This is a genomic window from Acinetobacter sp. Tol 5, from assembly GCF_019702905.1.
Lineage (GTDB): Bacteria > Pseudomonadota > Gammaproteobacteria > Pseudomonadales > Moraxellaceae > Acinetobacter > Acinetobacter bereziniae.
Genome location: NZ_AP024708.1, coordinates 562829 through 582844 on the forward strand (window position 1 = coordinate 562829; position 20016 = coordinate 582844).

Genomic DNA, 20016 nt, shown 5'->3' on the forward strand with positions numbered 1-20016 from the left:
TGTCTTTACAAACCATTGCAATGCCAGCGGATACAAACTGGAGTGGTGATGTTTTTGGTGGTTGGATTGTTTCACAAATGGACTTGGCTGGCGCTATTCATGCAGAACGTTTTAGTAAAGGGCGTTGTGCAACTATTTCGATTAATCAAATGACTTTCCTTGTTCCAGTGAAAGTGGGTGATGTGATTAGTTGTTATACCAAAATTTTAAAAGTGGGGAATACCTCCATTCAAATGCAGATTGAAGTGTGGGACAGTCACGACAGTTCACGTGCTGCCAAGCGTGTAACAGCAGGTGTATTCACTTTTGTTGCTGTAGACGTTACAGGGAATAAACGACAAATTCCTGAGGATATCAAACAAAAGCATCTTGCATCACAAACAGTGTGATGGTTTCAAACTAAAAAATCCCAACATCGTTTGGGATTTTTTATGGGCTCGAACAGTACAGATCTACTGTTTCAGAACATGGTGTTTTGATTGGCACTCGTCTCAGGAACGGATTGTCGTACATCCCAGTGTTCAACAATCTTGCCATTTTCAACTCTAAAAATGTCGATGATCGCAACACCTCGATCTTGTGGATTCATTGTGGAATGAACATGTAGAAATACTAAATTTCCTTCAGCGACAGCACGTTTAATCACACTTTTTGCTTCCGGATTGTCTTGAAAATATTGGGTAAAGTAGTTCACAAATGGTGCTTTGCCATCAGGAACACGTGGGTTGTGTTGAATATACTGTTCACCAATATAGCGATCAGCATAAGTTTTGACTTGGTGTTTCTGAAATACACCCTCATAAAAATCAGTCACAAGCGCTTTGTTCTGTTGTGCAAGCTGGTTTGCCGCCACGACTTTTGTGCTGTTGTTAGTGAGGTTAGAGTTGATTTGATTTTGGGCACATGCTGTTAAAAATAAAACAGGACTCAGCATGAGCGTCAATACAATTAATTTACGTGGGATATTGGATTTCATGATTATTCTCAATATTTCAAGATGATGTTTTAACATCATCTTGATGAATAAATATTGATGAATATAGTGACCAATCGTCATTCATTATGGGGACTTTAGTAATTTTTATACTTACTTAAAAGTAAGTTTTATTTACATTTATTTATTTTTTAGGCGATCTTTAGATACCCATGCCCAAACCATTTGGCATTCTACAGGTTCTTTGCCTGATTCATCCATAATCGTAACTGGAACTAGGGTTTCACCCTTTTCAGACGTCTGCATTTCTAAAATTTGTTCAGGGCTAAGGGTAGCTGTTGCTGTCATGTCACCCTTAGATGGGCGTTTGTAGTCAATATGCATACTTTTGATCAATACAATTGAGCTATCAGGAACATTCATTCCTGTCACAAAACCTGTGGCTGTTTCTGCAATTAATGCCATCGCAACAGCGTGTAATTGACCAATATGATTTTGCATAGCGCGATGGTTTTTAATCTCCACCACCACTTTTGAAGAGCTGACCTCGAGGTATTTAATATTGGCTGTACCCACCATAGGGACAACTCGACCAAAGGCTTTACTCCAGAGCGTACTACGAATGCCTTTAGGGAATTTAGAAGTCGCTTTTACAAGTTTAGATAAACGATTGGTCTGAGTCATGTCTTAACCTATAGGGCTATTAAAGACTTTAGTCTTTGAAGTTGTTAAATTGTAAAGGTACACCGAACTGTTGTTCTTTTAAAAACGCCATAACTTGCTGTAATGTATCGCGCTTTTTATCCGTTACACGAATCTTGTCACCTTGGATAGAAGATTGCACTTTGACGCCGCTTTCTTTAATGGCTTTATTAATTTTTTTTGCGGTATCTGAGTCAAGTCCATCTTTGAGTTTGATCACTTGAATAACATTCTTACCTGAAGCCGTCATTTTTTGAGGATCAAGTGCTTGGATATCAACTTTACGTTTAAAGAAATGATTTTCAAGCATGCTATAAACCTGTTCACATTGGAAATCGCTTTCAGTTGAGATTTTAATCTCTTTGGCTTTTTCGTTGATCTCGATAGAAACATCCTGACCACGGAAGTCGAAGCGTGTAGCAATTTCTTTTTGGGTGTTTTGAACCGCATGATTGACTTCAAAAATCTCTAATTCTGAAACAATATCGAAAGATGGCATAGTTTAGACCTTTACAAATAGAAAGAATATCTGAGATGCTAGGGATGTTTTCTTCATTTGCCAAGTGTTGTTTACATCAAAGGAGTGCACAATGATCCGTAAATTAGAAATTACAACATTTGAGTTCCCAGAAGATGCCATTATCTGGGATGTTCGTGACGCAAAAGCCTTTGCTGAAGGTCATGTGAAAGGTGCTGTAAATCAGCCCATCGATAGCCTAAGTGCAGAGAGCTTGACTCAAGTGAATTCGGATCAGTCCATCTACATCTTATGTGGTGGTGGAAGTAAGGCACCTCGTGCTGCTGAAAAATTAGAAAGTTTAGATGGTTCTCGCGATTATGTCGTGCTTATGGGCGGTACTCGTGCTGCACGTGATGCAGGCTTACCATTAGAACAAGGTTCGTAAAAAAGCGCCGAAAGGCGCTTTTTTATTGTCAGTAGATGTGATTAACGATCAACATGATTTGGCTTGAAGTATGGTTTCTTTGGTTTTAGTTTTTTATTGAAACGTTTGACATCCAATTTTCTCAAAAGCGCTTCTGGCACAGGGCAAGCTTCATTTAAAATCATTGCAATCAAAACTTCACTACACAATGGTGCAAATAAAAAACCTTTAGAACCTAGTCCTGAAAAAGTATAAATTTCTTTGTCTTTCTCAACTTTTCCGAGCAATGGGAAATAATCCAAACTCTGCGCACGTACGGATGCACGACCATGCCATTCTGCAACAGGTGCGAGCCTTTCTGCATATTGTGGAAATACACTGTGGATAAGATCATAGTTATGCACATGGTCTTCCGCTAATACTTCACTATCATCTCGATTAGGATAAAAAGAAGCGCCTAAGATCAACTGTTGATCATCAAGTTGCATGCAATAACCGCCGTAGCTATAAGCATGTTTGGGATTGAGTTTGTGTTGACTGTTGTTGAGCCAACTCACTTGCCCACGAATGGGTTTAAGTATGGGAAAGTTTTCAAAAAAATGTTGGCTGTCTTTGGCACAGCAAACAATCACATGATCAAAGTCGCCCAGAGGGCTATGCTGATGATCGAATAAGGTCAGTCGCTGAACATTTGTTTGAGTAATATTTTCGATTTTGGCATGTTTTAATTGAATCAACGGATGTTCAAGAATTTGATCTTTGAGTTGTTGCGGATAGACTGAACCTGCTTGAGTCAACTGCAAACTTTTGTATTGAGTGTGCAGATCGAGTTGTTCTGCTGTTTGTGCTTTAAGTAAATCTTGAGGATATTCACTCGCTAAGTGAAGCAATTCATCCGGATTTTTTTGTGCCAGTTGCTGAACGGCAATCGGACGAAAGGCACTAAAATTTTGATAATGATTAAGCGCATATTGCCAAGCTAAAGTCATTAAATGTTCTGAACTCTGCTCAATCGGGCTGAGTTTTGGATTGAGCAATGCCAAGGGATTACCAGATGCACCTGATAATGGGGCAGATTGCTCGTAAATCGTAACTTGATGTCCACGTTGAGCCAAACCCCATGCACAACTTAAACCCGCAATTCCTGCGCCAATAATCGCAATTTGACGTTGATCAAAATGATCTGTTGAGTTGCGATGATTGTGTAGTTGTAGTTCTTTGCTTTGTTCTGCAATGGTCTCAGGCGCATTCCAAATCGCTTTTAACATCTCGCGTTTATGTCCAAAACCACGTGGACGTGAAATGGTGATACCGTGTTGTGTTAAACCGCGCTTAAGCACGCCTGCTACACTGAATGAGGCAAATGTTGTTCCTATGTCAGAAAGTCTGATGAGATTGTTTAAAATATTGGCTTCCCACATGTCGGGATTGCATGAAGGCGCAAAACCATCTAAAAACCATGCATTGACGGGGTGGGTTTTTGCAATAAGGGGAAAGACATCATGTGCATCACCTAACCAAAGATCAATTGAAAATCGGGCTTCAGGAAAGTTTAAACGATGGCATCCTGCAATTGGTAAGGGGTACTGTTTAATCAGTTGTTGTGAAAAACCTTTTAGCTCAGACCAGACTGCTAAAGCACGGATTAAATCTTGCTTAGACAGTGGGAACTTTTCGACGCTGATGACGTGCAAGTGGCTATGATTATCGGGACGAACCTGTTGCCAAAGTTGCCATAAGGCGAGAATATTGAGCCCTGTACCAAAACCTGTCTCACCTACACAAAAATACTCAAAATCACGCAAAGCCCCCAGTCTGGTTTCAAGGTCATTGCCATTCAAAAAAACATGTCGTGTTTCTAGTAGTCCATTGTCTTTTGAAAAATAGACATCACCAAATTGTTTTGAAATTGGAACTTCAATTCCATCAACACATTGCCAGTCTAAGTCGGCAGTTTGAATGGCATTTGACAACGTGAATTACCTTTTAATGATTGAGATGTGGAGAACGCTTGAAATTATTCATATTCAAAACGATAGAGCATTATGATGCCAACAGATCATGGAGATTTACAACACTTGATTTGACGCTAGATACTATTTACAACTTTTTCCAGTAGGTAAATCGCATTTAAATGTAGTCTAGCTGTTCTAAAACATATTTCAATAAGAATGCCCTGCAGGCATAAAAATGTCGAAAACAACTTTTATACGTGGAGGGCATTAGAGTATCTGGATGAATGCGGTCTTGATCGTGGTTTACCACTGACGACGGCGTTTGGTATAGATATAGCTTGCGATTAAAAAGCCAAGTAATACACCCACGGCAATGGTAGCTGCACCATATAAAAACATTTGTGCGCTTTGTTCACTTTGTAGGACTTGAACCTGCACCCCAAGATTATCATTTTTCAATTGTAATTCTTGGTTCTGTGCCAAGGCTTCTAAATTGGCTTTTTCAAGCTGTTGCAACCGAGTTGCTTGATCTTTAACTAAAGCTTTGACTTTGGCATCTTGAGACGCTTTTTCCTTGACAATTTGTTCAGCAGTCAAAGGTTTATTTTCTTGTGCCTGTGCCTGAGTTTGGACTGTCGCATTTGCACCAGCAACTGCAGGAATGATATTGGGTTTTGGTGGCGCGACAGTTGGGTTCGCCTGAGCGGAAGGCGCTGCTGTCGTTGTTTGAGCTGTGAGTGCCTGTGTTGGCTCTGCCCATAACATAGGAGATAGAAGTATCGTAGAACTTAAAGTCAGACGAAGTAAGCTTTGAACGATAACGCGCATTTTGTTATCCCTTAGGTAATGCTTTATTGAATGGCTTAACATCGATATGACGATAAATTCCTTCTTTAAGGAAAGGTTCGTCTTTCAGCCATTCATCTAATGCCTCACGACTTTCAAAATCAAGAATCATCGTACTGCCATAAAAACCTGCTTGGGGATTTTCACGATCAACGGGCATTGCTCCAGCCACAATAACACGACCTTCAGCATCTAATTTTTCTAGTCGAGCCAAATGCTGTGGACGTACAGCAAGACGTTTTTCTACTGTACCTTCTTGATCAGTACAGGTAATTACAAATAATGGCATGATATTTCTCGATTTTTCTAAAACACTTTATTCGTCGCCTGACTTGAAGTGTTTTCGTAATATAACAAACTGGATAATGATAAAGGAAAACATCACAATCATGTCACCAAATGCTGTAAATTCTCCCCAATATTTGCCGCCTGCAAATAAAAAAGCAAAGAAAACATGTAAACCTGACATCACAATGAACATCGCTGCCCAAGCAAAGTTTAAATTTTTCCAACCTTTTTCAGTCAGGTCTAAAACCGGACCAAATAGTCGTTGAATGAGTGGTTTTTTATCTTTACCAAAATAAGGAGAAAGCAAGAAAGCGCCTGCAAAAACTAAATTCAGAATTGCAGCTTTTAAGCGAATATAGAAGTCATCACTTAACATTAAAGTGATTCCACCAAAAATCACAGTCATAAATAAAACAAACCATTGTTGTTTATCCAGACGGAATTTTTGTGAAATGAATAAAGCACCATAGACAACAAGCATTGAAATAATCAAACCTGTTGTTGCAACAAGAATGTTATTGTTATTTACACCACCTGCTGAGCCGATCAACTGTAGTAAGGGATGATCAACATCTTTGGGATCAACCGTTTTGTATAAATAAAAGAAAATTATGAGGGGCACAAAGTCTAAAAGTGCTTTCATGTTAAAGTATCTAGTCTGTTCAGGTTGATGGGATAGTATAAAAGATGCAAGGCATAGATTTACATACTCACAGTAATATTTCTGATGGAACTTTAACACCAGCATTACTGGTCGAAGCTGCCATCGAGAAAGGCATACATACGCTTGCATTGACGGACCACGATAGCATGGATGGCTTAATACAAGCTGAACAATTTGCAAAAAATCAACCAATTCAAATCATTTCAGGTGTAGAAATCTCGAGTCAGTGGTCTAGACCCGCCACAAAAAAGAGTTATGGCGTACATATCGTTGCACTCAATATGCAAAATCCTGAACCTTTACAACGGCTTTTAACAGCACAGAAAAAAATTCGTGCGGAACGAGCAAAGGAAATTTGTGAGTTGTTGATTCCTTTGATTCACCAAGATATTTATGCCGATGTTGTGGCAAAAGTAGATGGTGAGCCGGATCGAATTACACGAACGCATATTGCGAAAACATTGGTTGAAAAGGGCATTGTACAGCGCGCACAGCAAGCATTTGATAAATACATCAAAGAGGGCAAAAAAGCCTATGTGAAGTTTGATGGTTTAGGTTTGGCAGAAACCATACAGGTGATTCATGAAAGTCAGGGCTTTGCGGTATTGGCACATCCTACACGCTATGATTTATCAGCAACCAATATTCGATATTTGATTGAATTATTTGCTCAACACGGGGGCGATGCTATTGAGTTACCTCCTGCGATTGAAACCGCTTCAACACGCCAAATGGTTGATCGAATGATTGCTGAACATGCATTAAAAGTTTCAGTAGGCAGTGATTTTCATGGAGATAATATGCCCTGGATTAAACTGGGCAATATTCCACACGTGAAAGAAGGGCAAATTGGAATTTGGGAAAGTTTTCGATAATATTTTTTGAAGTCTTAAACGTGCAGTCTAAAATATTTTGTGTCGCTGGTGCTTGGGATTTACTGATGCTGTGTGAGCGCTACAATTCATATCTTTTGAGTCTTCCATGCATTGGAAGGCATCCACATGTCATATGTAAGTACGACCATCTATGATGAAAAATACCAAACTATATGCTTAGGTTGATTTATATTTGGTGATTTTAAGGTATGGCTATGTGTGCAAATGGCGCGTGGTAATGATGTGCATGGATACTGTATTAATGAAATAAAAAATCCTTCTTTTCAGAAGGATTTCAGTTTGATCGGAAGATTAATCTTCTTTTACAGTATATGGGTTTTCGAAACCAAGTTTGTTTAATATTTCGATTTCTAATGCTTCCATTTCTTCGGCATCTTGATCTGAAGTTTCATGATCATAACCCATCAAGTGCAGTGTTCCATGAACCAACATATGGGTAAAATGTTCAATCGGCGTTTTTTGCTGTTCAATGGCTTCTTGCAACACTACCGGGATACAAATGACTAAATCACCTAAAGGTAACGCATCCAAAAGTGGTAGCACTTCTTCAGGAATGTCACTTGGAAAAGACAACACATTGGTGGGTTTGTCTTTTTCACGATATTCAAAGTTTAATTGATGGCTTTCTTCATTATCTACGCAAGCGATTCCAATTTCACAATCTTGATCAACTTCGATATGACGTAAAGTGGTTTCAATGACTTTCTTTAAATAGGCACGTTTGAGCACCAGAGTTGGTGCTTCAAACGATTGTTGTAACGATAAGCTAAGTTTCAAAAACAGTCCTTAAACATTTTCCTGATTTGAAGCAGTTGCATCAAGGTGTTGAGCATCTGCCGCAGAATCATTTTCAGCAATTAAGGCTTCCTGACGTGCTTTACGTTCAGCACGTGCTTCAGCACTTAAACGATATTGTTCACTGTCCCATCCTTCATAAGCTTCGACGATTTTCTGTACCAGCTGATGACGAACCACATCCCGAGAATGGAAACGTGTGATATGAATTTCCTTGATTTTTTCGATGATTCGTAAGGCATGTGCCAGACCAGACTGTTGTCCTCGTGGTAAATCGACCTGTGTAATATCACCTGTGATGACTGCACGAGAACCAAAACCTAGTCGCGTTAAGAACATTTTCATCTGTTCTGGCGTGGTGTTCTGAGCTTCATCTAAAATCACGAATGAGTGGTTTAATGTTCGACCACGCATATAGGCAAGTGGTGCGACTTCAATGACTTGGCGTTCGATAAGTTTTGCAACTTTTTCAAAGCCAAGCATCTCATAGAGTGCATCATAGAGTGGACGTAAATACGGGTCGATCTTTTGACTCAAGTCACCGGGTAAAAAGCCCAATTTTTCGCCAGCTTCAACAGCAGGGCGAACCAAAAGAATACGTTGAATTTCGTTGCGTTCGAGCATGTCGACAGCGGCAGCAACGGCAAGATAGGTTTTCCCTGTACCCGCAGGACCGATCCCGAAAGAAATATCACTCTGTAAAATGCGTTGTACATAACGCTTTTGATTGGCACCACGAGGATTAATTCGACCTTTGCGGGTTTGCAACCAGACTTCATCTAAGCCTGTGTGCTCATTGTCCGAAAGGTCTTCTTGTAACTCGCGGTCAGTTTGACTGCCTTGAATCATTAAATGGATCGTATCAGCACTGATTTCTTGAGAGAGTTCAGCTTCAGCATGCAAACGCTGCAATAAGCCTTCAACTCGCTCCACTGCTTCTAATTCACCATCAATATAAAAGCTGTCGCCACGGTGTGAAATACTGACATTTAAACGTTGTTCGATTTGTTTCAGATGACCGTTATAAGCACCAAGCATGCTTTTTAAACGTTCAACTGAAATACCTGGAAAAGCTACTGTACGTCGAATCGCTGCAGTCAAGAGATATCCTTTTTAAAAGTAAAGTCTATACCCTTACATTACGCCACGTCAGGCTCAAGATTCAAGAGTTCTCCGTAAACTAAATTTAAGGTCTTAATCTCCGTAATCTCAATCTCTGCAAAGCGTCCGACCCAAGAGGCATCACCTACAAATGTTACTAAACGTGTATTGTCGGCTGTACCCACCAATAAATTTGGATCTTTGTTCGAAACATTCTCAACCAAAACGCGTTGAATAGTTCCCAACATAGCATCTGTTTTACGGATACTGGATTGCTTAATCCAATGCTGAACTTTGGCTAAACGTTCCTTTTTCACTTCATCAGGTGTGTCATCTGGTAATTCAGATGCAGGTGTGCCTGGACGCTTTGAATATACAAAACTATAAGAATGGTCAAAGTCTAAATCTTGGATAAACTGGTAAGTCTCTTCAAAATGCGCATCTGTTTCCCCCGGAAAACCGATGATGAAATCTGAAGATAAATGCATATCTGGGCGAACTTTGCGCAATTTGGCAATTTTTTCGATATAAACATCAATGGTGTGATTACGTTTCATCGCTTGTAAAACATCATTTGAGCCACTTTGCACAGGTAAGTGCAAATGTGAAACCATTTGTGGTAAGTCGCGATAGCATTGGATCAAATCGTCATTAAATTCGAGTGGATGTGAGGTGGTATAACGTAAGCGACCAATACCTGGAATTTCTGCAACAAGACGCAATAAATTTGCGAATGTGCAAATTTCGCCTTCAAAGGTCTCACCACGATAACCATTCACATTTTGACCCAATAGACTGATCTCACGCACACCTTTTTCAGCCAAACCTGCAATTTCTGCCAAGACATCATCCAAAGGACGAGATACTTCTTCACCACGTGTGTAGGGAACTACGCAAAATGAACAATATTTCGAACAGCCTTCCATGATAGAAACGAATGCTTTGTAGCCTTCTACGCGCGGTTCAGGCAAAAAGTCGAACTTTTCAATGTCAGGGAATGAGATATCCACCAGCTTAATTTTATCTTTTTTAGGTTTTTCAATTTGATCAACATGTTGATCTAACATTTGCGGTAAACGATGCAAAGTTTGTGGACCAAAAACCATATCAACATAAGGCGCACGCTTTTGGATGTTGTCACCTTCTTGTGAAGCAACACAACCGCCGACACCAATAACAAGATCAGGATTTTTTTCTTTAAGTTTGCGCCAGCGTCCTAATTCCGAAAATACTTTTTCTTGGGCTTTTTCACGGATTGAACAAGTATTCATCAGTAGAATATCTGCATCACTTGGATCGCTTGTGAGCACATAACCGTGTGAGTCGCCTAAAAGATCTGCCATACGATGACTGTCATACTCATTCATCTGACACCCTTGCGTTTCGATATACAGTTTTTTAACCGTACCGTCGGCTGAGGTGTGCTGTGGCTGGGTTACAGTGTTTTCTGAGGCAGCTTTGGCACCATTTGGAATGAAGGTTTGAACCGTCATGGAGGGGTCTATCCTATGAATAAAGGGAATTTTAAATTCGCATTGAGTTTGTTATTTTAACAGACTCGCAAAAGGCGCGCTATTTTACAGCATTTAAATGGAATTCAGGGAAATATTTAAATATCACTGCTAGCTTAAGAACAGTGAGGAACACAAATGAAAAAAATCAAGAAAAACAGAATAGATTATTAATGATGAATCATGAGGTTACATAACACAACAGTAGAAATGGATTAGAATAATTAAACTAGGCACAAATAAGTGCATCAGCAAGTCAAGGCACATCATGCAGGTTGAGAGAAAAACGGTGTTAAAGCAGCAACTTAAGCAAAATAAATTAAAACTTTACCTTTTAGGCACAGTTGCATGCACAAGCCTGCAAGTGACTTATGCTGCTGAAGAGCAGTTTAATGATGCTTTGCGTAATGCGAATAATTCGAGTGCTTTAGAACAGTACCGTGTTTCAATGCAAAATGATGCTTTAGGCTACTATCCTGAATATTGGATGTTGAATGCTAATCTTGCTTTTCAACCTGCTGGCAACATTATTAGCTTTGCGCAACGTTACCCACAATCGGCAATGGCTGAAAAGTTAGCGGCAGACTATGTGGAAGAAAAAGTCAAACAGGCAGATTTTTCAAGTGCCCAACCTGTATTGCAATATGTCACCAATCCAGACCAAGCAGAACGCTGTGCCGTTGCACAAGTTCGTGCCAAAACAGGCGATGCCTTGGTTTTTGCTGAATTCAAAGATGTCTGGCTGACGACCAACACTCAACCTGAATCCTGTAATGGTTTGGGGCGGATGATGTTGTCTAGTCCACTGATGACGACACAAGATCGTCAACAACGTCTTTATGCACAATTAAGAGCAGGACAATCTGGTTTGGCTATAGCGACAGCACAATCAATTGGTATTAATTTATCTTTGACCCAGTTAAATCAAATTCAAGCAAATCCACTCAATTACTTATGGTCAGCACCGAAAACGAATGTGCAAGATTATGCCTATTTAGTGTATGCCTTGGGTCGTGCAGCGGATACAGATTTAACCAGTGCTTTGCAGTCTGTACCTAAGTTGGTTCAGGGTGTGCCAGAAGATGTGCAAAAATATATTTATCGTACTGTGGGCTATATAGGTGGCACAACAGTCATGAAAAATAATTTTAATCGCGAAGTACTGCAAAACTTTGATGCCAGTTATGGCGTGCCTTTTAGCGCTGAAGAAGCTGAGGTGTATGCACGCCAAGCGATACGATTTGGTGCATGGGAAAGTGTGATTCGTGCAATTGACAGTATGAGCGTCACGCAAAAACAAGAAGATCGTTGGCAATATTGGTTAGCACGTGCGTCTGAACAACGTAGTGATGCACAATCGAAAAGAACAGCACGTGAGATTTATCAGCGTTTGGCTATGTCAGGCGATGATTATCATAATTTGCTTGCCAAAGATCATTTGGGGCAAAAATATAATGATAGCCCAGCAAGTGAGCAGCCCTCGACTAACGATCAACAACGTTTAAATAGTGATATTCATTTCCGTCGTGCGTTTACTTTACGTAATATCAATGCCCCAGCAACCTATACCAATAGAGAATGGAATTGGGCTGTACGTCAGGCATACTTGAAGCATGATGATGGATTACTGCTTGCTGCTGCAAAACGTGCCACTGATATGGGTTGGTATGATCGGGCAATTTATGCGGCAGAACGTACAGAGAAGAAACATAACTATACCTATCGTTATGCGACACCACATCAATCTTTAGTCGTTAGCCATAGTCGAAATGCTGGGATTGACCCTGCTTGGGCATATGGTTTAATGCGCCAAGAAAGTCGTTTTGTCACCGCTGCTCGTTCACATGTGGGTGCGGGCGGTTTGATGCAAATCATGCCAGGCACGGCAAAATTGGTGGCGAGACAGATGGGTGAAACATATAATCCTGCTGCACTCAGTGATGCCAATACCAATATTCGTTATGGTACTTTCTATTTGTCAATGATTCATGGGCAATTAAGCAGTAATCCAGTTTTGGCAACAGCAGGTTATAACGCAGGACCAAACCGTGCTAAACGTTGGCAACCTGATTATCAAAATCTTTCAGCAGATCAGTATACAGAGTCCATTCCTTTGAATGAGACTCGTGACTATGTAAAAAATGTGATGACCAATGCTGCGCATTATGGAATTTTATTAGGACAAGGACCTCAAGCCATTGAAAGTCGTATGCCTGTGATTCCAACTCGTGTATCACAATAATCGCTTTAAATTTGGATGAAACTTTGTTGGTAAATCAATGATTTTCAATATTTTGCGTAAATTAAAGAAGTTTTGCACGGCATTGACTGTATGCTGTGCGGGTTTTTTTTTGGTCAATGTGCCGTTACATGCAGCACCGCAATTACAAGGTTATGTGATGCAGGTGCAATTGACGCCAGCGGTTTGTGCCTTGGACTCATCTAAACAAAAACAACGCAAATGTTTAGAAGGATATTCATTAACGATTTCAGGTTTATTGCCCGAAACAACTGAGAGAAATTGCACCACCAATTCATCTGCAAGCTTAACGCCTTTGCAGGCAAAGGTCGTAGCTCGAGTGATGCCAGAGGAAAATGCCCGCATTCAACTTTGGCGGAGTGTGGGGGGATGTGTCCCGATGAATGCCAGTCAGTATTTTAGAACAGTTATCAATTTGGCTGATCGACTTAAAATTCCAGCAGATTTGACCAGTTCAGAAAATAAAAACGTTCAGCACAATGCTTTAAAAACACAATTTGTAAGATTAAACCCAGGAATGAACAACGATAGTATTCGCTTCACTTGTCAAAGTTCATCATCAAATCCAGTATTAACTGAAGTTCAAGTGTGTTATCGGGTCAATGGGCAGTATAAGCAATGCTCGAATCATATTGTTTCAAATTGTCCAAATACATTCTCAATCAAGGGTACATATTAGCCACTGTTGGTATTTTAGATTTTGTGTCTGGTCATCCCTAAAAAGCAGATATATTCACAAATAGAGCTGAATTGTCGTTAGAACCCATTCTTTTTGAGCTATTTTATTTATATTTCCTATCATACTTTTGTTGAAATTCATTCTCTTTTACATGCAAGTGTCAAAGGATTGGAGTACAATCTTTGCCGTTTATGATAATTCGATTAAAACGGATTTAACCGTTTAATCACATTAACGATCCTCATTGGAGATAATTACATGAAGCAACCTGTTCGCGTTGCCGTTACTGGCGCAGCTGGTCAAATCGGTTACAGCTTATTATTCCGTATCGCTAGCGGTGAAATGCTTGGTAAAGACCAACCCGTTATTTTGCAATTGTTAGAAGTTCCATTTGAGAAAGCTCAAGCTGCGCTTAAAGGCGTAATGATGGAATTAGATGACTGTGCTTTCCCATTATTGGCTGGCATGATCGGTACTGATGATCCAAAAGTTGCATTTAAAGATGCTGACTACGCGTTATTGGTTGGTTCACGTCCACGCGGTCCTGGTATGGAACGTGCTGACTTGTTGAAAGTGAACGGTGAAATCTTCATTGGTCAAGGTCAAGCGCTTAACGAAGTAGCAAGCCGTGACGTAAAAGTACTTGTTGTAGGTAACCCTGCAAATACAAATGCTTATATCGCAATGAAATCTGCTCCAGACCTTCCAGCGAAAAACTTTACTGCAATGTTACGTCTTGACCACAACCGTGCGTTAACTCAAATTGCTCAAAAAGCTGGTGTTGCTGTAGCTGACATCAAAAACCTTACAGTTTGGGGTAACCACTCTCCAACAATGTATGCTGACTACCGTTTTGCAACTGCAAATGGCGAAAACCTAAAAGACAAAATCAACGATGCTGATTGGAACGCAAACGTATTCCTTCCAACTGTTGGTAAACGTGGTGCTGCGATCATCGAAGCACGTGGTCTTTCTTCTGCTGCTTCTGCTGCAAATGCTGCAATCGACCATATGCGTGATTGGGCACTCGGCACAAATGGCGAATGGGTAACGATGGGTATTCCTTCAGACGGTTCTTATGGTATTCCTGAAGGCGTAATCTACGGTGTTCCAGTAACTTGTGAAAATGGCGAATACAAACGTGTTGAAGGCTTAGAAATTGACGCATTCAGCCGTGAACGTATGGATAAAACACTTCAAGAACTTGAAGAAGAGCGTGCTGCAATTGCAGATATGCTTAAATAATTAAAAAATTTAATCTATTTAAGATTAGTTTTGAAAAAGCACTCGACATAGAGTGCTTTTTTATTGGTGAAATTGAACACAATACAATGAAACACTGTCTGTTGAAGCAAGCTTTGTTTGAATTTTAATCACAAATTGAAACAAGAAAACCAGAAATACAACTATCTTTTGTATGACCTTTCTTATAAGTTAATTGTATATCTAATGACAAATAAACTTATATAAGGAGGGCGATATGCTCAGGACGAACAAACCATCCTTAGAGTTACTGTTTTCCCAACTGGGTTTAGCCAATAGTCCAGCAGCGATTGAACTTTATGTACGAACCCACCAGCTACCTGCAAATGTGTCTCTACATGAAGCATCATTTTGGAATAGATCTCAGCGTGATTTATTAATCAGTCATTTGGTGCAAGATGATGATTGGGCAATTTGGATTGACGAGTTAAACCAACAACTCCATTTAGATGCTTATAAATTACAAACAGCTTAACGCTTTCACTTTTCCCAAGCGCAACAAAAAAGATGGCTACACTAGCCATCTTTTCTTTTTTAAGGGTTGCCAGTTTATGTCATGGTGACTTTACACCAAATGCTTAGTGTAATTTACTTTGGATCATTTGGCTGAACCAAGGTTCACTTCGAACAGGTTGAAAAGCATGATGTTGTCGAAGTAGTGTTAAATCAAAATCTGCAGTTTTGATATATTTATTTAACCAATGACGAGTCAAAGCAAAATCATGCTTGCTTACAGAAGCATAAGCCAACATAAAGTAAATATCCGCATGCTCATGTTGAGTCATCGGTTTCAAGATTTGCTGTGTGATCAGGGCATAACGCGATTCTTTAGTCAGTTCAAAGTAAATCATATAGGCTTTGGCTAAATGCAAAGAAAGCTGTATATACAATGACATCGGCATTTCTTCGTATTCCAGACGCGCAGTTTCAAGCAATACAATCGCTTCTTGTAAAAAGTGTATCTGTTCCTGTTTTGAATGACTTTGCGTGACTAACTGTAAACGTAGATCACCACGTTCAAGTGCAAGTTCAGGTGTATTGCCTGACAAATACAATTGATCAGTTTCACCAATACGCGAGATGATTTGTTTTGTATTATCAAACATATGCTGAATCCTCTTAATTTCTACACTCTATTATGAGGTTTATTTCAATAATTTAAAGCCGATTACTTTGAGATGGAGCGTTGCATATTTAAATACTCAAGACCAAAATGGTCAAAGCTATTCAATAATCCTAAAAGTTTTATAACTACAAGAATTTGCAATATGGCTGATCTTTTCGTTAAAGCACTTATAGGATAGGGGTATCGCTTCTGAGCCATGCTGTAATTGAAAGCCGTTGATGTTTAGCTTCAAGAACTTCATGCAATAAGTCGCTTTGGAATAAGGCGATTCGATTGGGTTTGGGTTCTAAAGTATGCCATACATTATTTTTGTCTTGTAAATGCAATTTACCTCCCCAGTTATCCTGCCATTCATTATGTAAATAATACACTGTGGAAATCATACGACCATTTTTGCCTTGAGGATTATCTCGATGCAAGGCATAAAACTCGCCTGCGTTATAGCAAGCAAAATGAGCTTCGATTTCTTTGATTCCCAAGTAAAATGTTGCATTGAAAATTTGAACGAGCTGTTGCAACGCTTGGATATGCTGTTGAGCAATTTCTAAATCTTTATTGATCCATAAAATATGATCACTGCGAATCTTGCTGATTACACCATTTTGAATTGCCGCATCACGGAAACGGTTTAAATTTTCGGTACACTCTTGCATCAATTGTTGTACATATTCAGCCGGGTAGGCATGGTCAATAACAGTAAATCCATGTTGATCTAAATCATCAAGAATTTGATCAACATTCCATGACTTTGGGAGGGAAAGTGCTTCCATAAATAACCAAAAATTAGTGTTTGAGGGGCTGTTGCTATATTAGAACAAACGATGGACAGTGAAGAAATATTTTTTCGTGTTAAAATAACCATTGAACTCAGGAATTAATCGAAACATGAATTACCGTCACCATTTCCATGCAGGCAACTTTGCCGATGTCATGAAACATGTGTTATTGCTCCAACTATTGACACGTCTCAATGCTAAAGACAAACCCTATCGTTATATAGATACACATGGTGGTGCGGGCAAATACGATTTATCTACATCTGAAGCGCAAAAATCAGGTGAATTCTTAACGGGCATTCATCGTCTCGTTAAGCTTGATGATTCAATTAAACGCAATGCACCAGAAGGGGTAAAACAATACCTCAAAGTGGTTGAAGATATGCGTGCAGGTTCTGGAAAAGGTGCTTATCCAGGCTCACCTTGGTTTGCACTTGAAGCAATGCGAGATATAGACAAGGCAACAATCTTTGAAATGCAGCGTGATGTGTTTCAGCAATTGTATTTTAATATCCGCGACAAACGTGCAGGCTTGCATGAACGTGATGCATACGAAGGGCTTTTAGGGGTAATTCCACCAAAAGAAAAACGTGGTTTGGTGATGATTGATCCACCTTATGAGTTAGAACGTAAAGACTTTCCGCAATTGGTTGAATTAATCGCTGCTGCATATAAAAAATGGTCTACAGGTGTATTCGCAATTTGGTATCCGATCAAAGACCGTGCCATGATTGAACGTTTTGAAAAGAAAATGATTAAAACAGGGATTCGCCGTCAGTTGATTTGTGAAGTTTGTGTATGGCCTGACGATACGCCAGTTGGATTAAATGGTTGTGGTTTGTTGGTCATCAATCCACCATGGAAATTTTCTGAAGATGCGGATGAAGCATTGCAATGGTTATTCCCACATTTGCGCATGAGTGAAAATGGTGGGCATGCTGCTGTGCGTTGGTTGGTGGGCGAATAATTCATTTCTGGCAATAGCTAGAAAGGTGAATAATGATGCGAATTACAAATTATGACCAAATAGTTTGAGTAATTCGTATCAATTTCACTTAGAAATGAATGTGATAAAATCTTAGGTGAGATATCAACAGCTCCAAAATAAGAGCCATAGATAGGATTCGAAAATGACAAATATAAATAAACCAGAAAGCCCAAACTCTTCAAACCAAGACCTTGGATTTGATGGCATTACTTTTGAGGTTGAAGAGGAAGAGCATACGCATGAAGGGCAAAAAGTAAAACGTCGCGGGATCTATTTGTGGCCTAACCTGATTACAACTTCAGCGTTGTTATCAGGCTTTTATTCCATTATTGCCAGTATGAATGGTGATTTTACTCAAGCGATTTATGCCATTTTCCTTGCAGCATTATTTGATGGTTTGGATGGTCGAGTGGCACGCGCAATTGGTGCACAGAGTGCCTTTGGTGAGCAATTCGATTCACTTTCAGACTTGCTGGCGTTTGGGGTTGCACCTGCTATCTTAATGTATAGCTGGAGTATGCATGATTTAGGTAGAATTGGTTTAGCTGCCTGTTTTGTTTATACAGCTTGTGCTGCATTCCGTTTAGCACGTTTTAACGTACAAATTGGTGTGGTCGATAAACGTTATTTTATCGGTGTTGCGAGTCCTTTGGCTGCAATCATTATTATCGCATGGGTTTGGGTTGGACAAGATTTCAGTTATATTTTTAATCTTAAAGATGGTGCTATTCAGGCAACCAATGCGTTTGTCATTATTGCCGTTGGTTTGTTGATGATTTCCAATATTAAATACTATTCATTTAAAACAGTGGATCGTAAGCGAGTCCCATTCTTTGTATTGCCAATCGCTGTATTTATCCTTGCAGCAATGACTTATAATATTCCTGTAGGCATATTGGTGATTTCAATTATCTATGCTATTTCTGGTTTTGTAACAACATTCTTGGCAAGAAAGAATACGGTTGAATAAGATATAAAATAAAACCTATGGTAAGGAGCTTGATATGCGGTTGTTTCAAGATTTCTTAGATCAGTCTAAACAACTGAATCAAGCTCAAACGCCCACTGAACTTTGCTATCATCCTCCCAAAGATAAATACAAAATTGCGCATCAAAAGTTGGTTTTGGCTAACTTACCGGCTCCATTACATTATCTCAATTTCTATAGTTTGATCGGACAACCGAATAACGCTGTTTTCTGCAATCAAAATGAAATCTCGACCACTGCTTTAGATACTGCCACTGTATTGGGCAGTACAAGTGCCCATATGGTGGGACAACTCAATGGCTATTCGATTCAGAATGATTGTCAGTTTCAGATGGATGATCAATCCAAAGTAAAATTTGAGTTTGGTCAAAAAGAACAGGTTTTTGGAAAAATTCCAAATTTTGTAATGCGAAGGTGGGATAGCGAATTAAGTTTTGATTTAAAGATTACGACTTTGCCTTTGGTTTCGCATTTTATTCATTTGAAATTTGGTTTTGCTGAGAATTGGTCTTTGGTTGCGCACTGTGAAGGTTGTATCCAATACAAAGATCAAAAATATGATATTCAACAATACGCGGCTTTTGAATATATGCGTATGGTGAATTTTCCATATCTTCCTTATGCGCTCTACACTTATCAACTCATTCAATTGAGTGATGAGTTACAAATCATTTGTGTTTATAGTTGTGACCAAATGAATAATACCTTGCATTCTCGTATCTATATGCGAAATATCCAAACACTTGAAGCCAAAATGTTTGATCGACAAGTTGTATTTAATATTCAGCGTGTTTTCCCTAAAGTCAAAACGGTTAACCAACAAGAAATGTATTTGCCCAGAGAGTTTGAGTGGCAATACCAAGATGAAAAAATTTCTATCAGTATCCAAGCTCAAAGTCGGGGTGATTATAAATTTGGTTTAGCGGCAGGTTATGTCGGTAGTTTTAGTTATCAACTGCAAATCAATGAGCAACGCTACCAAGGCGAAAGTGGTTATTGTGAATATATTGATTGTCGCCCTTTAAAGTGGCAAGAAATCGATAAAGAAAATAAATTATCCAGTAAATCGAGCCAACCTGCGCTCATAATGCTTAAAAAATAGATAAAAAAGCAAAAAAAAGGGTGAATTTGAGGAAAAAACATCCATCCGAACAGAAAGATTAAAAAAGGGGGTTGTGTTAGGTTAGGAATGCTGTAGAATGCACATCCATCGGCGGTGATGAAGATTAAAACTTCTGATAAAACAATGACTTGGTTGAATTGATTAAGTTGGGTTTTAGAAAGGAAGTTTAAAAAATAATTTGAAATCACAGTTGACTTTCTAGAGATAGAGAGTAATATAGCCGACCTAGCTTGATGC

Annotated in this window: 22 protein-coding genes; 10 read left to right on the plus strand and 12 right to left on the minus strand. The window is 39.3% G+C overall.

What is annotated here, in order from left to right; all coding sequences use genetic code 11:
• Window positions 1–20 precede the first annotated feature (20 nt).
• A complete protein-coding gene (locus TOL5_RS02680) occupies window positions 21–389 on the plus strand; it encodes an acyl-CoA thioesterase (protein WP_227561569.1) in 369 nt (122 codons plus the stop codon).
• A gap of 71 nt (window positions 390–460) precedes the next feature.
• Here TOL5_RS02680 and TOL5_RS02685 read toward each other — a convergent pair whose 3' ends face one another.
• The 3 genes from TOL5_RS02685 to TOL5_RS02695 form a co-directional block, all read right to left on the minus strand.
• On the minus strand, window positions 461–976 hold the full coding sequence (locus TOL5_RS02685) for a nuclear transport factor 2 family protein (protein ID WP_121775438.1): 516 nt from the start codon (window positions 974–976) through the stop codon (window positions 461–463).
• A gap of 138 nt (window positions 977–1114) precedes the next feature.
• The gene (locus TOL5_RS02690; RefSeq protein WP_009586131.1) at window positions 1115–1618 is read right to left on the minus strand and encodes a DUF4442 domain-containing protein; all 504 of its coding nucleotides are present in this window, start codon (window positions 1616–1618) and stop codon (window positions 1115–1117) included.
• 28 nt (window positions 1619–1646) lie between these two features.
• Window positions 1647–2135 carry a YajQ family cyclic di-GMP-binding protein gene (locus TOL5_RS02695; protein ID WP_004826694.1) on the minus strand — a complete coding sequence of 163 codons (489 nt, stop codon included), beginning with the start codon at window positions 2133–2135 and terminating at the stop codon, window positions 1647–1649.
• A gap of 91 nt (window positions 2136–2226) precedes the next feature.
• Here TOL5_RS02695 and TOL5_RS02700 point away from each other — a divergent pair, with 91 nt between their 5' ends.
• A complete protein-coding gene (locus tag TOL5_RS02700; protein ID WP_005035678.1) occupies window positions 2227–2541 on the plus strand; it encodes a rhodanese-like domain-containing protein in 315 nt (104 codons plus the stop codon).
• Window positions 2542–2582: 41 nt separating this feature from the next.
• Here the strand turns inward: TOL5_RS02700 and mnmC are convergent, their stop codons facing one another.
• The 4 genes from mnmC to TOL5_RS02720 all read right to left on the minus strand — a co-directional run bounded on the left by mnmC (window position 2583) and on the right by TOL5_RS02720 (window position 6252).
• A complete protein-coding gene (mnmC, locus tag TOL5_RS02705) occupies window positions 2583–4493 on the minus strand; it encodes an FAD-dependent 5-carboxymethylaminomethyl-2-thiouridine(34) oxidoreductase MnmC (protein WP_121775439.1) in 1911 nt (636 codons plus the stop codon).
• A gap of 285 nt (window positions 4494–4778) precedes the next feature.
• Window positions 4779–5303, minus strand: coding sequence for a hypothetical protein (locus TOL5_RS02710; protein ID WP_121775440.1), 525 nt, complete (start codon window positions 5301–5303; stop codon window positions 4779–4781).
• Window positions 5304–5307: 4 nt separating this feature from the next.
• Window positions 5308–5610, minus strand: coding sequence for a YciI family protein (locus TOL5_RS02715; protein WP_004826704.1), 303 nt, complete (start codon window positions 5608–5610; stop codon window positions 5308–5310).
• A gap of 27 nt (window positions 5611–5637) precedes the next feature.
• Window positions 5638–6252 carry an inner membrane-spanning protein YciB gene (locus TOL5_RS02720; protein WP_004826707.1) on the minus strand — a complete coding sequence of 205 codons (615 nt, stop codon included), beginning with the start codon at window positions 6250–6252 and terminating at the stop codon, window positions 5638–5640.
• A gap of 44 nt (window positions 6253–6296) precedes the next feature.
• On the opposite strand from TOL5_RS02720, the gene TOL5_RS02725 reads away from it, so the two are divergent.
• Window positions 6297–7148: a PHP domain-containing protein gene (locus tag TOL5_RS02725; protein ID WP_004826709.1), complete on the plus strand. Its 852-nt coding sequence runs from the start codon at window positions 6297–6299 to the stop codon at window positions 7146–7148.
• A 312-nt stretch (window positions 7149–7460) separates the two neighbouring features.
• On the opposite strand, the gene ybeY is transcribed toward TOL5_RS02725, so the two are convergent.
• From ybeY to miaB, 3 genes are read right to left on the minus strand one after another with little or no spacing between them, the layout of a single operon-like run.
• Window positions 7461–7946, minus strand: coding sequence for an rRNA maturation RNase YbeY (ybeY, locus tag TOL5_RS02730; RefSeq protein WP_121775441.1), 486 nt, complete (start codon window positions 7944–7946; stop codon window positions 7461–7463).
• Window positions 7947–7955: 9 nt separating this feature from the next.
• On the minus strand, window positions 7956–9065 hold the full coding sequence (locus TOL5_RS02735; RefSeq protein WP_121775442.1) for a PhoH family protein: 1110 nt from the start codon (window positions 9063–9065) through the stop codon (window positions 7956–7958).
• A 38-nt stretch (window positions 9066–9103) separates the two neighbouring features.
• On the minus strand, window positions 9104–10558 hold the full coding sequence (miaB, locus tag TOL5_RS02740) for a tRNA (N6-isopentenyl adenosine(37)-C2)-methylthiotransferase MiaB (RefSeq protein WP_121775443.1): 1455 nt from the start codon (window positions 10556–10558) through the stop codon (window positions 9104–9106).
• Between the two features lie 286 nt (window positions 10559–10844).
• Here miaB and TOL5_RS02745 point away from each other — a divergent pair, with 286 nt between their 5' ends.
• The 4 genes from TOL5_RS02745 (at window position 10845) to TOL5_RS02760 (ending at window position 15253) form a co-directional block, all read left to right on the plus strand.
• Window positions 10845–12818, plus strand: a complete 1974-nt coding sequence (locus tag TOL5_RS02745; RefSeq protein ID WP_009586130.1) for a lytic transglycosylase domain-containing protein — start codon at window positions 10845–10847, stop codon at window positions 12816–12818.
• A gap of 37 nt (window positions 12819–12855) precedes the next feature.
• Window positions 12856–13515: a ribonuclease T2 family protein gene (locus TOL5_RS02750; protein ID WP_009586073.1), complete on the plus strand. Its 660-nt coding sequence runs from the start codon at window positions 12856–12858 to the stop codon at window positions 13513–13515.
• A gap of 258 nt (window positions 13516–13773) precedes the next feature.
• On the plus strand, window positions 13774–14760 hold the full coding sequence (locus TOL5_RS02755; RefSeq protein ID WP_004826724.1) for a malate dehydrogenase: 987 nt from the start codon (window positions 13774–13776) through the stop codon (window positions 14758–14760).
• 235 nt (window positions 14761–14995) lie between these two features.
• Complete coding sequence (locus tag TOL5_RS02760; protein WP_009586096.1) at window positions 14996–15253, plus strand: DUF2789 family protein; 258 nt, start codon at window positions 14996–14998, stop codon at window positions 15251–15253.
• A 103-nt stretch (window positions 15254–15356) separates the two neighbouring features.
• On the opposite strand, the gene TOL5_RS02765 is transcribed toward TOL5_RS02760, so the two are convergent.
• On the minus strand, window positions 15357–15884 hold the full coding sequence (locus tag TOL5_RS02765) for a hypothetical protein (protein ID WP_004826727.1): 528 nt from the start codon (window positions 15882–15884) through the stop codon (window positions 15357–15359).
• 187 nt (window positions 15885–16071) lie between these two features.
• Complete coding sequence (locus tag TOL5_RS02770) at window positions 16072–16674, minus strand: 2OG-Fe(II) oxygenase (protein ID WP_058968113.1); 603 nt, start codon at window positions 16672–16674, stop codon at window positions 16072–16074.
• Between the two features lie 115 nt (window positions 16675–16789).
• On the opposite strand from TOL5_RS02770, the gene TOL5_RS02775 reads away from it, so the two are divergent.
• The 3 genes from TOL5_RS02775 to TOL5_RS02785 all read left to right on the plus strand — a co-directional run bounded on the left by TOL5_RS02775 (window position 16790) and on the right by TOL5_RS02785 (window position 19758).
• Entirely contained in the window at window positions 16790–17647 is an 858-nt protein-coding gene (locus TOL5_RS02775) for a 23S rRNA (adenine(2030)-N(6))-methyltransferase RlmJ (RefSeq protein WP_005035691.1), read from the plus strand.
• 163 nt (window positions 17648–17810) lie between these two features.
• Window positions 17811–18638 carry a CDP-diacylglycerol--serine O-phosphatidyltransferase gene (gene pssA / locus TOL5_RS02780; RefSeq protein ID WP_004826732.1) on the plus strand — a complete coding sequence of 276 codons (828 nt, stop codon included), beginning with the start codon at window positions 17811–17813 and terminating at the stop codon, window positions 18636–18638.
• A 34-nt stretch (window positions 18639–18672) separates the two neighbouring features.
• Entirely contained in the window at window positions 18673–19758 is a 1086-nt protein-coding gene (locus TOL5_RS02785; protein WP_058968110.1) for a DUF6670 family protein, read from the plus strand.
• The last annotated feature ends 258 nt before the right edge of the window (window positions 19759–20016 follow it).

Excerpts from the sequence above, each read along its gene's own strand:
- TOL5_RS02710 (WP_121775440.1), bottom strand. The coding sequence starts at position 5,303 with ATGCGCGTTATCGTTCAAAGCTTACTTCGTCTGACTTTAAGTTCTACG.
- TOL5_RS02755 (WP_004826724.1), top strand. The coding sequence starts at position 13,774 with ATGAAGCAACCTGTTCGCGTTGCCGTTACTGGCGCAGCTGGTCAAATC.
- TOL5_RS02690 (WP_009586131.1), bottom strand. The coding sequence starts at position 1,618 with ATGACTCAGACCAATCGTTTATCTAAACTTGTAAAAGCGACTTCTAAA.
- TOL5_RS02700 (WP_005035678.1), top strand. The coding sequence starts at position 2,227 with ATGATCCGTAAATTAGAAATTACAACATTTGAGTTCCCAGAAGATGCC.
- pssA (WP_004826732.1), top strand. The coding sequence starts at position 17,811 with ATGACAAATATAAATAAACCAGAAAGCCCAAACTCTTCAAACCAAGAC.
- TOL5_RS02775 (WP_005035691.1), top strand. The coding sequence starts at position 16,790 with ATGAATTACCGTCACCATTTCCATGCAGGCAACTTTGCCGATGTCATG.
- TOL5_RS02745 (WP_009586130.1), top strand. The coding sequence starts at position 10,845 with ATGCAGGTTGAGAGAAAAACGGTGTTAAAGCAGCAACTTAAGCAAAAT.
- TOL5_RS02720 (WP_004826707.1), bottom strand. The coding sequence starts at position 6,252 with ATGAAAGCACTTTTAGACTTTGTGCCCCTCATAATTTTCTTTTATTTA.
- TOL5_RS02770 (WP_058968113.1), bottom strand. The coding sequence starts at position 16,674 with ATGGAAGCACTTTCCCTCCCAAAGTCATGGAATGTTGATCAAATTCTT.
- TOL5_RS02750 (WP_009586073.1), top strand. The coding sequence starts at position 12,856 with ATGATTTTCAATATTTTGCGTAAATTAAAGAAGTTTTGCACGGCATTG.
- TOL5_RS02685 (WP_121775438.1), bottom strand. The coding sequence starts at position 976 with ATGAAATCCAATATCCCACGTAAATTAATTGTATTGACGCTCATGCTG.
- TOL5_RS02680 (WP_227561569.1), top strand. The coding sequence starts at position 21 with ATGCCAGCGGATACAAACTGGAGTGGTGATGTTTTTGGTGGTTGGATT.
- TOL5_RS02695 (WP_004826694.1), bottom strand. The coding sequence starts at position 2,135 with ATGCCATCTTTCGATATTGTTTCAGAATTAGAGATTTTTGAAGTCAAT.
- TOL5_RS02725 (WP_004826709.1), top strand. The coding sequence starts at position 6,297 with ATGCAAGGCATAGATTTACATACTCACAGTAATATTTCTGATGGAACT.
- TOL5_RS02765 (WP_004826727.1), bottom strand. The coding sequence starts at position 15,884 with ATGTTTGATAATACAAAACAAATCATCTCGCGTATTGGTGAAACTGAT.
- TOL5_RS02785 (WP_058968110.1), top strand. The coding sequence starts at position 18,673 with ATGCGGTTGTTTCAAGATTTCTTAGATCAGTCTAAACAACTGAATCAA.
- TOL5_RS02760 (WP_009586096.1), top strand. The coding sequence starts at position 14,996 with ATGCTCAGGACGAACAAACCATCCTTAGAGTTACTGTTTTCCCAACTG.
- miaB (WP_121775443.1), bottom strand. The coding sequence starts at position 10,558 with ATGACGGTTCAAACCTTCATTCCAAATGGTGCCAAAGCTGCCTCAGAA.
- TOL5_RS02715 (WP_004826704.1), bottom strand. The coding sequence starts at position 5,610 with ATGCCATTATTTGTAATTACCTGTACTGATCAAGAAGGTACAGTAGAA.